Source organism: Streptomyces sp. NPDC088400, assembly GCF_044753355.1.
Lineage (GTDB): Bacteria > Actinomycetota > Actinomycetes > Streptomycetales > Streptomycetaceae > Streptomyces.
In genome coordinates this window covers 446818-459999 of sequence record NZ_JBIVMZ010000002.1, presented here as the reverse complement: position 1 = coordinate 459999, position 13182 = coordinate 446818, and the positions used below count along the sequence as shown (strand labels likewise).

The following is a 13182-nucleotide window of genomic DNA, read 5'->3' as shown; positions in this document are numbered from 1 at the left end:
CCCCGGGAGTACGCCCGATGCTCTCAGAACCGAGCTTGTCAGATGACAGGCGGTCGGCCCAGCCGGGTCAGCCGCCATACCGTACGCCACTTCATGGGGTGACGGGGACCACAGGGGGTCGCCCAGCCTTCCCGGAACCCGCCGAGCCACGCCTTGAGCGCGGGCGCGGAGGGGCGCCGGACCAGGGTGAGCAGCAGCCACACCCCGAGATAGAGCGGGACGAAGGGCGCGGGGAGATTACGGCGGGCCAGCCAGACCCGGTTACGGGCCACCATGCGGTGGTAGACCGCGTGCCGGGACGGGGGCATCGTCGGGTGGTTGAGCACCATGTCGGCGCGGTAGTCGATCATCCAGCCGGCGTCCAGGGCGCGCCAGGCCAGGTCGGTCTCCTCGTGGGCGTAGAAGAAGTCGCCCGGCAGGGGGCCGACCTGCGCCAGGACTTTCGTCCGTACGGCATTGGCGCCGCCGAGGAAGGTCGTCACGCGGGACGACCGCATGGGGTCCGAGGCGCGCAGCCTCGGGACATGCCGTCGCTGGGTGAGTCCGGTCTCCGGGTCGGTGATCCGGAAGCTGACGATCCCGAGTGCGGGGTCGGCCGAGAAGGCCTCGCGGATCAGCTCGGCGGTGTCCGTGTTCGGCAGCGAACCGTCGTCGTCCAGGAAGAGCAGGACGTCCACGTCCGAGCCGGCGGGGCCGAAGGCCTCGATGCCCTCGTTGCGCCCGCCGGGGATGCCGAGGTTCTCGGGCAGTTCGACCGTCCGTACCCCGGGGGGAACGGCGCCCACCGGGGCACCGTTCCCCACCACGACGACATCGATCGGGTCGCCCTCCTGCTGGGCGACCGAGTCGAGCAGGAGGCGCAGATCGCCGGGGCGGTCACCCATCGTGATGATCACCGCACCGAGCCGCACCTCGCTCACTTCAGCCTGCTGGACGCCAGGATGGAGACCAGGTGCAGCAGGGTCTGGAGGACGGCGATACCGGCGAGGATCGCGATACCGAGGCGGCTGAAGAACAGATCGCCCTGAACCGTGTCCGCGATCGCGGCCACGAGGATGAAGAGACTGGCCTCGATACCGCCGACGAGCCGGTGGAACTTGAGCGCGGCGGCGGCCCGGCGGGCCAGGGCCAGGCCGGAGGAGCGGGGCGCGGACGCCTCGTCCTTGACGGCCGGCAGTCCGCTCCGCGCCCTGGCCACGTCGACCAGGTCGGTCTCGGCCTTGATCAGGATGGCGCCGAGCGCCGCGAGCGTGCCGAGGAAGGCCCACAGCCAGTTCGTGGACGTGCCGTTCTGGTGGAAGACGTCCGCGCCGCGCACGCCGAAGCCGATCAGGAGGGCGGCCTCGCACAGGTAGTGGCCGACCCGGTCGAGATAGACACCGGTGATGGAGGTCTGCTTGCGCCAGCGGGCCACCTCGCCGTCGACACAGTCGAGCAGCAGGTAGATCTGGAAGAGCACCACCGTGAGGATCGCGCCGGTGAGTCCGGGCACGAGCAGTGTGGCACCGCCGATGACACCCACGACCACCATGAGGTAGGTGAGCTGGTTCGGCGTGATCTTGGTGTTCACCAGGTACGGGTCGATGTGCAGCGAGATTTCCCGCATGTACAGTCGCCCGGCCCAGTGCTCTCCGCTGCGCCGGTCCTTCACTCCCTCCGGGTGAACAACCGGTCGGAGTTCAGCTACTGATGGTCGTGGCATATTCGGAGTACGCGTCCCTGATCTGGTCGGTGGACAGGTCTAGGTGCTCAAGAATGGTGAAGCGGCCGGGTCGGGTCTGCGGCGCGTAGGCGACAGCCTGTACGAACTCGTCGACGGAGAAGCCGATCTCCTCGGGCAGCACGGGCAGCCCGTGCCGGCGCAGGACCTCCGCGAACAGCCGTGATTCGTCGTGGGCGCCGCGCAGATGCATGGCGAAGGCGGCGCCGAGGCCGACCTGCTCGCCGTGGAGCGCGGCTCGCTTGGGGTGGAGCAGGTCGAAGGCGTGGCTGATCTCGTGGCAGGCGCCGGACGAGGGCCGGGTGTCCCCGCTGATCGACATGGCGATACCGGTGAGCACCAGCGCCTCCGCCAGGACGGTCAGGAACTCGTCGTCGGCGACCCCGCCGGGGTGGCGCAGCACGGCTTCGCCGGCGGTACGGGCCATGGCGGCGGCCAGTCCGTCCATCTGCTCGCCGTTGATCCGGTGCGACAGCTCCCAGTCCGCGATGGCCGAGAGGTTCGATACGGCGTCGCCGATGCCGGACCGGACGAAGCGGGCCGGCGCGTCCCTGATCACATCGAGGTCGATGACGACGGCGATGGGGGTGGGGACGCCGTACGAGCCGCGGCCGTTGTCGTTGTCGAGTGTCGCGACCGGTGAACACAGGCCGTCGTGCGAGAGGTTGGTGGCGACGGCCACCATCGGCAGGCCCACCCGGGCCGCCGCGTACTTCGTCACGTCGATGATCTTGCCGCCGCCGAGGCCGACCACGGCGTCGTACCGCTTGCCCTTGATGCCGTCCGCCAGCTTGACCGCGGAGTCGATCGTGCCGTCCGCGACGGAGAACCAGTCCGCACCCGGCAGGTCCGGCGCGAGCCGCTCGCGCAGCATCTGTCCGGAGCCGCCGCTTATGGCCACGGCGAGCTGGCCCGCGCTGGAGATCCGCTGGTCGGCCAGGAGGCCGGCGAGATCGTCCAGGGCGCCGCTGCTGATGTCCACGACGACCGGCGACGGGATGAGCCGGGTCAGTACTGGCACGCGATCTCACGGCCCTTCGCGAGGTCGGCGTGGTTGTCGATCTCCACCCAGGGGATGTCGCCGATGGGGGCCACGTCGAGGGTGAAGCCTCGGTTCACCAGCTCCTGGTAGCCGTCCTCGTAGTAGAGGTCGGGGTCCCGTTCGAAGGTGGTCTTCAGCGCGTCGGCGAGGTCCGCGGCGGCCCCGGCCTCGATCAGGGTGACCCCGATGTACTCACCGGTGGCGGTGGCCGGGTCCATCAGCTTGGTGATCCGGCGGACGCCCCGGGCGCCCTCCGTGATGACCTTCATCTCCTCGTCGGCCAGCTGCTTGACCGTGTCGAGGGCGAGGATGATCTTCCGGTCCTCGCCCCGGGCGGCGAGCAGGGTCTTCTCGACGGAGACCGGGTGCACGGTGTCCCCGTTGGCGAGGATCACGCCCTGGCTGAGGATGTCACGCGCGCACCAGAGGGAGTAGGCGTTGTTCCACTCCTCGGCCTTGTCGTTGTCGACCAGGGTGAGCTTGAGGCCGTACGTCTTCTCCAAGGCGGCCTTGCGCTCGTACACGGCCTCCTTGCGGTAGCCGACGACGATCGCGGCCTCGGTCAGGCCGACCTCGGCGAAGTTGCCCAGCGTCAGGTCGAGGACCGTGGTGGTCCCCTCGCCCGCCGGGTCCACGGGCACGAGCGCCTTCGGGAGGGTGTCGGTGTAGGGGCGCAGACGCCGTCCGGCACCGGCGGCCAGTACGAGGCCGATCATGCGGGTTCTCCTTCGTCGTGTACGGCGGGGGCTCCGGAGGACACCCAGAACCGGATGGATTCCATGAGCACGACCAGCGCGACGGCAGCCGCGAGCACCGTGAGAGCCAGGGGGAAGTCGCTGCCGCGCGTCACGAGGACGGCGGCGAGTGCGGTCACCACCAGCGTGCGGCCCTCGTGGCCGCCGATCGTCCGGACGAGCCAGCGGGGCGGCGCACCGGTGCCGCCGCGAATGCGGTAGACCGTGTCGTAGTGATGGTAGGCGACGGCCGCCACCAGCCCGAAAGCCGCTGGCAGGGCTCCGTTCACCTCGGAGCGGGCGGCGAGCACCAGGAAGGTACCGTATTCGGCCGCCCTGAACACCGGTGGTACGAGCCAGTCGAGCGCGCCGCCCAGCGGGCGGGCGACGGCGAGACCCGAGGTCAGGACGTAGCCCAGGGCCGCGACGACGGGCCAGGGCCCGTCGATGGGAGCGAAGGCCGCCGTGGCGACGACCGCGGCGCCGCCGGCGAACGCGATCAGGAACGGCAGGAGGCCGGGGAGCCGACGGGCCGGGCGGCGCAGCAGCGCGGCGACGCCCTCGGCGAGCGGTCCCGAGTCGGCGAGGTCGGCCAGGGCCTGGGCGGCCCGTCCGGTACGGGTGGCCTTGCGGGTCACCGAGCGCAGGACGCGGCCCGCGGTGGTGTAGCAGGCGGCGAAGGCACAGCCGACGAGCAGCGCGTAGAAGACGATCCGGGGGGTGGTCACGGCGGTCAGCACGGCGATCATCGCCCAGCGCTCACCGATCGGCAGCACGATCATGCGGCGGACCCAGACGGTCCAGCCGACGCTGTCGAGCCGGCTGGAGAGCGCGGCGGTGGGAGTGCCGACGACTGCCTTGCCCGCGGCGTTCGCCGCGGTGGCGTCGACGTTGGCCTCGTTGAAGGAGAAGTCGACGACGTGGCGGCAGGTCTGGAGGACCATCGCGCCGAGTGCCAGTGCCCATACGTCGTCACCGCCCCGGGCGGCGCCGAGCGCGAGGCCCGCGTAGTAGGCGTACTCCTTGGCCCGGTCGAAGGTGGCGTCCAGCCAGGCGCCCATCGTGGAGTACTGGAGCGAGTAGCGGGCGAGCTGCCCGTCGGTGCAGTCCAGGACGAACGAGAAGAGCAGCAGCAGGCCGGCGGCGACATATCCGCCGCGGGTGCCGGTGGCCGCGCAGGCCGCCGCTATCAGGGCGGTGACCAGCGACGCGGTGGTGACCTGGTTGGGGGTCAGCCCGCGCCGGGCGCACCAGCGGGCGAGATAGCGGGAGTACGGGCTGATGCAGTAGGTGGTGAAGAAGCCGTCGCGGGCCTTCACGGCGGAGCGCAGCCGTACGGCTTCGTCGTCCACTGCGGCGACGGCGGCCTCGGCCTGTTCCCGGGCGGACGCGTCGGCCGGTACGGCGGCGACGAGCGAGCCCAGCTCGGGCCGGGTGACGCCGGTGCCCTCGGTGTCGAGCGCGGTGGCGACCCGGTCGGCGAGCGGCTCGCACGGAGCCACGGCGGTGGCGGAGGCCCGGTCGGATTCGTGTCCGGGTTCGTGTTCGGTGTCGGCCGGTGTCCGGGTGCCGTCATCGGACGGTGTCCGGGCGCCGTCGTCCGTCACGGCCGTCAGGGCGCGCAGCAGGGCGGCGCGGGCCTCCGGCTGGGCGGTGAGCGCGCCGGGCACGGCGGCGGCCGGGAAGCGCGGGTCGGTCAGGGCGAGGCGCAGGGCGTGGACGTGGCCGACGAAGCGCGAGTCGACCAGGGCGACGCGCTCGGCCGCCGGGGCCGAGGCGAGCAGGCTCCGGGCCTCGTCCGCGTCCGGCGCGGTACGTACGTCAAAACCCAGCGACCGCAGATGGCCGTCGAGCGGCGATCCGGGTACCGGGGGACCGGTGAGGATGGCGGTCGACAGACGAACTCACTCCTTGGCGCTGACAGGGCTGGGTGCGCGGCGACTTGACCCGGGGTCCGGGCGGCGGCACGTCGGCAGAGGCTATCGGATGATTGGAAGGCCGAGTTCACCGACCGTTTACGGCGCGGACGCAATGGTCCGGGCCGCGGGAGCCCATGCGGAGATCATCATTGTCGATCGGTGCCCCGCCCCACAAACCACGGACCTCGGACACCCGCTCGGGGTCCGCCGGGTGCCGGGCCGGGCGTCACGGGCCTGCGGCGCTCCGGGAAGCAGGACCTAAGGTGGCGGGATGACATGGCTGATCACAGGCGGTGCGGGTTATATCGGGGCACACGTGGCGCGGTCCATGACCGCGGCCGGTGAGCGGGTCGTCGTCCTCGACGACCTGTCGACCGGCGTCGCCGAACGGCTGCCCGCCGGCATCCCGCTGATACGGGGCTCCCTGCTGGACCGGGAGCTGGTCGACCGTACGCTCACCGGGCACGGCGTCACCGGTGTGGTGCACCTCGCGGGGAAGAAGCAGGTCGGTCAGTCCGTCGAGCAGCCGCTCACGTACTACCGGGAGAACGTGCACGGGCTGACCGTGCTCCTGGAGGCCGTCGTCGCCGCGGGAGTCGGGCGCTTCCTCTTCTCCTCCTCCGCCGCCGTCTACGGGGTGCCGGATGTGGAGTTGATCACGGAGCACACCCCGGCCGTACCGATCAATCCGTACGGCGAGACCAAGCTGGCGGGCGAATGGCTGGTACGGGCGACCGGGCGGGCGCACTCGATCGCCACCGGCTGCCTGCGCTACTTCAATGTGGCGGGCGCGGCGGAGCCCGAGCTGTCCGACATCGGGGTGTTCAACATCATCCCGATGTTCTTCGACCGGATCAGCCGGGGTGAGGCGCCCCGGATCTTCGGCGCCGACTATCCGACGCCGGACGGCACCTGCATCCGCGACTACATCCACGTCGCGGATCTCGCCGACGCTCATCTCGCCGCCGCCCGGCGGCTGGCCGCCCCGGGGGCCGGCGGGGATCTCACGGTCAATATCGGCCGCGGCGAGGGCGTCTCGGTACGCGAGCTGGCCGATCTGGTGGCGGACGTCACCGGCGACCGTACGGAGCCGGTGGTGGAGGCGCGCCGTCCCGGCGACGCCGCGAGGGCCGTGGCCTCGGTGGAGCTGATCGCCGGGGAGCTGGGCTGGACGGCGACGCGCGGAGTGCGTGAGATGGTCGAGTCCGCCTGGGAGGGCTGGCGGCTGCGCCACCCGGCGGCGCCGGTCCGATGACCTGATCGACACTCCGATGTGCGCTCTGACCTGCGCTCCCGTCCTCCTCCGGACGCGCACTCCCGACACGCTGACATTTCCGCAGGTCAGAGCACATGACAACGGTGTTCAGTGCCGTGTTGCCTATACCCCCCACCCGTAGTTCACTGGCGTGGTCGGCAGATCTTCCGGACAGCCAGGAGGCTTCTTCATGGGGGCAGGGCACAACCACGGACATACGCACGGACCACCGGCGGGTACCGCCACCGCCGCCCATCGGGGCCGACTGCGGATCGCACTGTTGATCACGCTGTCCGTGATGGTGGTGGAGATCATCGGCGGTATCGCCGCCGACTCCCTCGCCCTGATCGCAGACGCGGCCCACATGGCGACGGACGCGGTGGGGCTCGGGATGGCCCTGCTGGCGATCCACTTCGCCGCCCGTCCCGCGACCGAGAACCGCACCTTCGGCTTCGCGCGCGCCGAGATCCTCGCCGCGCTGGCCAACTGTGTGCTGCTGCTCGGCGTCGGCGGCTTCCTGCTGTACGAGGCGATCGAGCGCTTCATCGTCCCGCCCGAGACCAAGAGCGGGCTGACGATCGTCTTCGCCCTCATCGGCATGTTCGCCAATCTGGTCTCCCTCTCTCTGCTCGTACAGGGTCAGAAGGACAGCCTCAACGTGCGCGGGGCGTATCTGGAGGTGCTGGCGGACACGCTCGGCTCGCTCGCGGTGCTGGTCTCGGCCGGGATCATCCTGGCCACGGGCTGGCAGGCGGCCGACCCGATCGCGGGCCTGCTGATCGGCCTCATGATCGTTCCACGTACGGTCAAGCTGCTGCGCGAGACGCTGAACGTCCTGCTGGAGTCGGCCCCCAAGGATGTGGACATGGGCGAGGTCCGGGCGCACATGCTCGCCCTGCCCGGTGTGGCCGACGTACATGACCTCCACGCCTGGACGATCACCTCGGGTATGCCCGTGCTCTCGGCACATGTGGTCGTGGACCAGGACGCGCTGGACACGGTGGGGCACGAAAAGATGCTCCATGACCTGCAGGGATGCCTCGGCCACCATTTCGATGTCGAACACTGCACGTTCCAGCTGGAGCCCAGCGGCCACGCGGAGCACGAGGCGAAGCTCTGCCACTGACTCCTGTTGCTCCCGTGCCTGGTCAGCTGACCAGGCACGGGAGCGTGCCTGGTCAGCGCCGCTCGGCCGCGCCCGCTGTCCCACCGTCACCTACACCGCCGGGCGGCGAGGGGAACGGACATGCCCACACGCCCGGAGTGCGGACGCGGGGGTCTTGTACGGCAGACTTGGGCGCCGAGGCCCGAAGCGAAGGATGGTTATGCCGACCACACCAGGCACTACGGCGAACAGCTCGTCGAACGGCGCGCAGTCGCGCGGCGCACAGGAGGAGATCATGCTGGAGCTGGTCGACGAGAACGGCAAGACCATCGGCACCGCCGAGAAGCTCGCGGCTCATCAGCCACCCGGCCAGCTGCACCGGGCGTTCTCCGTCTTCCTCTTCGACGAGCAGGGGCGGCTGCTGCTCCAGCGCCGTGCGCTGAGCAAGTACCACTCCCCCGGCGTCTGGTCGAACACCTGCTGCGGGCACCCGTACCCCGGGGAGGCGCCCTTCGCCGCGGCGGCCCGCCGTACGTACGAGGAGCTGGGCATCTCTCCCTCGCTGCTCGCCCAGGCGGGCACGGTGCGCTACAACCACCCGGACCCCGAGTCTGGGCTGGTCGAGCAGGAGTACAACCACCTCTTCGTCGGGCTGGCGCAGTCGGCGCTGCGGCCCGACCCGGAAGAGATCGACGAGACGGCGTTCGTCACCCAGGCGGAACTGGCCGAGCTGCACGCCGAGGCCACGTTCTCGGCATGGTTCATGACCGTCCTGGACACCGCGCGCCCGGCGATCAGAGAGCTCACAGGGCCTGCTCTGGGCTGGTGACGCTCTCCCGGGCGGGCCCCCGGGCAGGTTCCCGGGCGAGCTCAGGACCGGGCGAGGAGAGTTCCTCCCGAGGCGGGGGCGCAGGGACGAGTGGAGGCCCGAAGGGCAGCACCGCCCAGACGACCTTCCCGCCGGCGGCGGTGTGCTCGACATCGAATCCGCCGCCGGCTTCGCGAGTGATCTCCCGGACCAGCAGCAGCCCGCGCCCGTCCGTCCGGGCATGGTCCATCTCCAGCGCCGTGGGCCGGTAGGGATGGCTGTCCTCGACCGACACCCGGATCCACCCCGCGCCGACGGCGACCTCGACGCCGATCTCCGGCGAGAGCAGGGCGGCGTGCTGTACGGCGTTGGTGACCAGTTCGGAGACGATCAGCAGCAGTCCCTGGACGATGCCGTCCCCGGCCGGCACCCGTCGTCGTCTCAGCAGATCGCGTACGGCGTGCCTGGTCCGCGGCACGGAGACATCGACGGCGGGAGCGGTGAACCGCCAGACCCCCTCGTACGACAGCGGCCGGGCCGGCCGAGTCGGCCCGGCCGGAACACTCCCGAGGCTCTCCATCCCGCAGCACCCATCCTCTCGGTCGACCGGTGTGGTCCATCGGCTGTCGAGTGTTGGGAACGGCTGGCCGGCTCCGGGCAGTTGAACAGAAGTCAACCGTTATTGGTGGAGTTCGACCGCGTCCGAGCGATCACATCCCTGGCACGGTCGCCGCTGATCTTCTCCTGGCGGTTCGGGAACGTTTGAGACGGTCCTCGTGTGCTTGAGCCATCAGGCGCCGGTTCCCGGCATGGGGCCGCCCGTTTCCGGCCCCTCGTTCGCCCGTTCCCAGGCTCTCGTTCGCCCGTTCCTGGTCCCTCGTCAGCCGGGGATAGCATCCGGCTCATGGAGCCACAGCTGCTGCACACCGCCGCCGACGGCATCGCGACCGTCGTGATGCACCATCCCGAGAAACGCAATGCCATGACGGCGCGGATGTGGCGTGAACTGCCGCCGCTGCTCGGGCGGCTGGCCGAGGATCCCGCCGTACGCGTGCTGGTTCTGACCGGCGAGGGCGACACCTTCTGCGCGGGCGCCGACATCTCCTCGCTGCGGGAGCCGGGCGAGGACGCGCGGGCTCTGGCGGTGGTGGCCGAGGAGGCGCTGGCCGCCTTCCCCAAGCCGACGCTCGCGGCCGTACGCGGCTACTGCGTGGGCGGCGGCTGCCAGTTGGCCGCCGCCTGCGACCTGCGGTTCGCCGAGGAGGGTGCCTGGTTCGGGATCACTCCGGCGCGGCTCGGAATCGTCTACCCGGCGTCGTCCACCCGGCGGCTGGCCTCGCTGGTGGGGCCCGCGACGGCCAAATACCTGCTGTTCTCGGCCGAGTTGATCGACGCGGAGCGTGCGCTGCGGACGGGGCTCGCCGACGAGGTGCTGTCGGCCGGGGAGTTGGGGAAGCGGGTCGCGGAGTTCGCGCGGGTCCTGGTGTCCCGCTCGCAGCTGACCCAGGCGGCGGCCAAGGAGTTCGTCTCGGGCGGTACCGACCGTGATGCGTACGAGATAGGGCGGGAGGCGTACGGGATGGAGCGGGAGGCGTACTGGACGGAGCGGGCGCGCGGCAGCGGCGACACCGCGGAGGGGGTCGCCGCCTTCCTGGAGCGCCGCGAGCCGCGCTTCGGCGGGGGTGTCGACTCCTAGGTTCCGCCAAGGGCTGTCCGGTCGGTTCCCTCTTCGGAAACGCCTCGTCCCTTCAGAAACGGCTCGTCGTGCGCAGCTCCTCGACCAGGTCCGCGGGCGCCTTGTCCGGCGATCCGGCGTCGTACGGCGGCTGCGGGTCGTACTCGGTCATCAGCTGCACAGTCTGGGCGAACCGGTCACCCGCGAGCACTCCGGCCAGGGTCAGCCCCATGTCGATGCCGGAGGAAACGCCTGCGGCCGTGACGTACTTGCCGTCGGTGACCACACGTTCGCCGGTCGACTCGACGCCGAACGCCCGGAGCTCGTCCAGGGCCAGCCAGTGGGAGGTCGCGCGTCGGCCGCGGAGCAGCCCGGCGGCGGCGAGCAGCAGCGATCCGGTGCAGACGGAGGTGGTCCAGGTGGTGGTGGCGTCCACCGCGCGCAGCCAGTCGAGGAGCGTCTCGTTCCCCATCTGTCCCGACTGTCCCGGGCCACCGGGCACCACGAGGATGTCCGGGGCGGTGACCTCACCGAGTGTCTTCTCGGCAACGAGCGAGAGGCTGCCGCAGTCGTCGGGGAACGGACCGGTCCGCTCGGCGACGAAGTGGGTTTCGGCTCCGGGGAGGCGGCAGAACATGTGGTAGGGGCCGACGGCGTCGAGCGCGGTGAAGCCGTCGAAGAGGAGGATGGCGATCTGCATGGCCGTGCCTTTCGGTGGGCTGGATACGGGTTCCAACGTGCGGTAGTGGGGCGTGGGGCGGAGGCCTCACGAGCTGGGGCGTGACGCGGCCGGGGATGCGGGGTGGTCACGGTGGAGGGGCGTGGTCCGCGTACGCCGCGGCTGCCTGCGGGAGGGGGACGGTTGAGGTGCGCTCCCCCGGGCGGAAGCGGCGACGGTATTCGGCGGGTGCTGTCCCGAGGACCTTGACGAAGGCGCGGCGCATGGCCTCCGGGGTGCCGTAGCCACAGGCGCGCGAGATCTCCTCGACCCCGTCGAAGCTGTCCTCCAGCAGCCTTCTGGCGTGTTCGAGCCGGACGCGCTCGACATAGCGGCCGGGTGTCGCGCCTGTCTCCGCGCGGAACGCCCGCGCGAAATGGCGCGGCGAGAGGCGGGCCCGTACGGCCAGTGACTCGACCGACAGATCGCCGTCCGGGTGTTCGCTGATCCAGCTCTGCACCTCGCGCAGCGGTTCACGCCGCGCGGTCTGGGCGGCGAGCTGTGCGCTGAACTGGGCCTGGTTTCCGGGGCGTCGCAGGAAGACCACGAGAAGACGGGCGACGTCGAGAGCCACATCCCGGCCCAGGTCCTCCTCGACGAGGGCGAGCGCGAGATCGATGCCCGAGGTGACACCGGCGGAGGTGGACACCGGTCCGTCCCGTACGAAGATCGGGTCCGGGTCGACGTCGATGGCGGGATAGTTCCTGGCCAGATGGTCGGTGGCGATCCAGTGGGTCGTCGCGCGGCGTCCGTCCAGCAGTCCGGCCTCGGCCAGCAGCAGGGCGCCGGTGCAGACCGAGACCAGCCGTCGGGCGCGCGGCGCCCGCTCACGCAGCCAGTCGATCAACCGCGGGTCGGGGCCGCGGCTGCCCTGGCCGCCGGGCACGATCAGTGTGTGCGGGTCCGGGGCATCAGGGAGGGCCGTGTCGGGGACGATCGTGAGCCCGCTGGAGGTCCGTACAGGAGCGCCGTCGAGCGAGGCGGTTCGGATCAGGTAGGCGTCCTCGCCGGTGTCGAGACGGACGCCCGCGAACACCTCCACAGGGCCTGTCACATCAAGGCTCTGGACTTCGTCGAAGAGGACAACCAACACGGATCGCTCTGTCATGACAGCCATCCTTCGCGCCCGAGTCGATGGCCGCAATGACGAGTACCCCTCCTTTCCTGCCAACCAGGCCCGCCCTGTTGCGCGTACCGACCAGTCAGTAACGTACGGGCATGACCACTCTGCCCGAGCATGCCGCGCGACACTGTTACTCCGTCGTCAACCCGATCCACTCGACCTTCTACTTCTCCCCCGACCTCGGACGCGAGTTCGCGCGCGCCGGTCTGGAGGACCGGAGCGCCGTCTACTTCGCCGCCCGCTCGGCGCCGCTGGGACGGGTCGGAGCGGGTGCCGTTACCGCGACCTTCTACAACTTCAAGCACGACCTCGTGGCCCGCCATGTCCCACAGGTGTGGGACACCGTCTCCCCGGAGGACGCTCTGGAGACACGGCTGCGCGCGGTCGACTCGGTGCTGCGGCGCCTGCTGGGCGAGGAGGCCATCGCCTCCAAGGAACTGGCGGAGGCGGCGGAACTGGCGCTGCGTGCCACCGAGGCGTGCGAGCGTCCGGCACGTCCGCTGTACGCCGCCAACGCCGACCTGCCGGTGCCGGAGGCACCGCACCTGGCGTTCTGGCACGCCGCGACACTGCTGCGCGAGCACCGCGGTGACGGCCACCTGGCCGCCCTGCTGAGCGTTCGGCTGGACCCCCTGGAAGCACTGGCCAGCCACACCGCGAGCGGCCGGGGCATGTCGCCGAAGTGGATCCTGTCCAGCCGGGGCTGGACAGCGGAGGAGTGGGAGGCGGCCCGGGAGCGGCTGCGTGGGCGCGGGCTGCTGGACACCGAGGGCGAGCTGACCGCGTCCGGAACGGAGCTGCGCAAGGCCCTGGAGGACGAGACGGACCGGCTGGACCGGGCGCCGTACGAACATCTGGGTGAGGCCGGCGTGGCCCGCCTCACCGAACTGGCCGGAGGTTTCACGGCGGCGGCGCGGGAGAGCGGGGCGTTCCCGGCGGACCTCATCGGCAAGCGCTGACACCGGGTTCCCGACGCACCGGGTACCGCTTGCTGATCCGGTCCGGATGCCCAGCGGCCTCCCGGCCCGGCCCCGGTGCGTTCGGGGCCGGGCCACGGCGGCCCTGAACGCCGCTCGCAGCCGG

General features: G+C 71.0%; 12 protein-coding genes and 1 pseudogene. 5 read left to right on the top strand and 8 right to left on the bottom strand.

The features are described 5' to 3' along the window. Positions 1-38: 38 nt before the first annotated feature. From ACIQD6_RS06970 to ACIQD6_RS06950, 5 genes are read right to left on the bottom strand one after another with little or no spacing between them, the layout of a single operon-like run. Positions 39-911 carry a glycosyltransferase family 2 protein gene (locus ACIQD6_RS06970; RefSeq protein ID WP_401879560.1) on the bottom strand — a complete coding sequence of 291 codons (873 nt, stop codon included), beginning with the start codon at positions 909-911 and terminating at the stop codon, positions 39-41. Between the two features lie 5 nt (positions 912-916). Further along, positions 917-1702: a CDP-alcohol phosphatidyltransferase family protein gene (locus ACIQD6_RS06965; RefSeq protein WP_401879026.1), complete on the bottom strand. Its 786-nt coding sequence runs from the start codon at positions 1700-1702 to the stop codon at positions 917-919. After that, positions 1680-2741 carry an iron-containing alcohol dehydrogenase family protein gene (locus tag ACIQD6_RS06960; RefSeq protein ID WP_401879023.1) on the bottom strand — a complete coding sequence of 354 codons (1062 nt, stop codon included), beginning with the start codon at positions 2739-2741 and terminating at the stop codon, positions 1680-1682. Before ACIQD6_RS06960 ends, ACIQD6_RS06965 begins: the two co-directional genes overlap by 23 nt. Further along, on the bottom strand, positions 2729-3478 hold the full coding sequence (locus ACIQD6_RS06955) for a sugar phosphate nucleotidyltransferase (protein ID WP_401879020.1): 750 nt from the start codon (positions 3476-3478) through the stop codon (positions 2729-2731). Before ACIQD6_RS06955 ends, ACIQD6_RS06960 begins: the two co-directional genes overlap by 13 nt. Then, positions 3475-5394, bottom strand: coding sequence for a DUF5941 domain-containing protein (locus ACIQD6_RS06950; RefSeq protein WP_401879557.1), 1920 nt, complete (start codon positions 5392-5394; stop codon positions 3475-3477). The genes ACIQD6_RS06955 and ACIQD6_RS06950 overlap by 4 nt, the downstream gene beginning before the upstream one ends. Before the next feature lie 292 nt (positions 5395-5686). Between ACIQD6_RS06950 and galE the strand changes: the two genes are divergently transcribed. From galE to idi, 3 genes are all read left to right on the top strand, one after another. Next, positions 5687-6670 (top strand): UDP-glucose 4-epimerase GalE, encoded by a 984-nt coding sequence (gene galE, locus ACIQD6_RS06945; RefSeq protein ID WP_401879017.1) that lies wholly within the window; start codon positions 5687-5689, stop codon positions 6668-6670. Positions 6671-6860: 190 nt separating this feature from the next. After that, the gene (locus tag ACIQD6_RS06940; RefSeq protein ID WP_401879016.1) at positions 6861-7796 is read left to right on the top strand and encodes a cation diffusion facilitator family transporter; all 936 of its coding nucleotides are present in this window, start codon (positions 6861-6863) and stop codon (positions 7794-7796) included. 199 nt (positions 7797-7995) lie between these two features. After that, positions 7996-8604 carry an isopentenyl-diphosphate Delta-isomerase gene (idi, locus tag ACIQD6_RS06935; protein ID WP_401879015.1) on the top strand — a complete coding sequence of 203 codons (609 nt, stop codon included), beginning with the start codon at positions 7996-7998 and terminating at the stop codon, positions 8602-8604. 94 nt (positions 8605-8698) lie between these two features. Here the strand turns inward: idi and ACIQD6_RS06930 are convergent. Further along, positions 8699-9163, bottom strand: a pseudogene (locus tag ACIQD6_RS06930) (ATP-binding protein); the annotation flags it as partial. Positions 9164-9487: 324 nt separating this feature from the next. Here ACIQD6_RS06930 and ACIQD6_RS06925 point away from each other — a divergent pair. After that, complete coding sequence (locus ACIQD6_RS06925; RefSeq protein WP_401879013.1) at positions 9488-10279, top strand: enoyl-CoA hydratase/isomerase family protein; 792 nt, start codon at positions 9488-9490, stop codon at positions 10277-10279. 52 nt (positions 10280-10331) lie between these two features. On the opposite strand, the gene ACIQD6_RS06920 is transcribed toward ACIQD6_RS06925, so the two are convergent. Further along, positions 10332-10958: a DJ-1/PfpI family protein gene (locus ACIQD6_RS06920; RefSeq protein WP_401879011.1), complete on the bottom strand. Its 627-nt coding sequence runs from the start codon at positions 10956-10958 to the stop codon at positions 10332-10334. A gap of 106 nt (positions 10959-11064) precedes the next feature. Next, positions 11065-12084, bottom strand: coding sequence for a GlxA family transcriptional regulator (locus ACIQD6_RS06915; RefSeq protein ID WP_401879009.1), 1020 nt, complete (start codon positions 12082-12084; stop codon positions 11065-11067). Between the two features lie 110 nt (positions 12085-12194). Here ACIQD6_RS06915 and ACIQD6_RS06910 point away from each other — a divergent pair, with 110 nt between their 5' ends. Further along, on the top strand, positions 12195-13058 hold the full coding sequence (locus tag ACIQD6_RS06910) for a hypothetical protein (protein ID WP_401879008.1): 864 nt from the start codon (positions 12195-12197) through the stop codon (positions 13056-13058). Positions 13059-13182 lie beyond the last annotated feature (124 nt).

Excerpts from the sequence above, each read along its gene's own strand:
- idi (WP_401879015.1), top strand. The coding sequence starts at position 7,996 with ATGCCGACCACACCAGGCACTACGGCGAACAGCTCGTCGAACGGCGCG.
- ACIQD6_RS06955 (WP_401879020.1), bottom strand. The coding sequence starts at position 3,478 with ATGATCGGCCTCGTACTGGCCGCCGGTGCCGGACGGCGTCTGCGCCCC.
- ACIQD6_RS06925 (WP_401879013.1), top strand. The coding sequence starts at position 9,488 with ATGGAGCCACAGCTGCTGCACACCGCCGCCGACGGCATCGCGACCGTC.
- ACIQD6_RS06940 (WP_401879016.1), top strand. The coding sequence starts at position 6,861 with ATGGGGGCAGGGCACAACCACGGACATACGCACGGACCACCGGCGGGT.
- ACIQD6_RS06920 (WP_401879011.1), bottom strand. The coding sequence starts at position 10,958 with ATGCAGATCGCCATCCTCCTCTTCGACGGCTTCACCGCGCTCGACGCC.
- ACIQD6_RS06910 (WP_401879008.1), top strand. The coding sequence starts at position 12,195 with ATGACCACTCTGCCCGAGCATGCCGCGCGACACTGTTACTCCGTCGTC.
- ACIQD6_RS06965 (WP_401879026.1), bottom strand. The coding sequence starts at position 1,702 with ATGCCACGACCATCAGTAGCTGAACTCCGACCGGTTGTTCACCCGGAG.
- galE (WP_401879017.1), top strand. The coding sequence starts at position 5,687 with ATGACATGGCTGATCACAGGCGGTGCGGGTTATATCGGGGCACACGTG.
- ACIQD6_RS06915 (WP_401879009.1), bottom strand. The coding sequence starts at position 12,084 with ATGACAGAGCGATCCGTGTTGGTTGTCCTCTTCGACGAAGTCCAGAGC.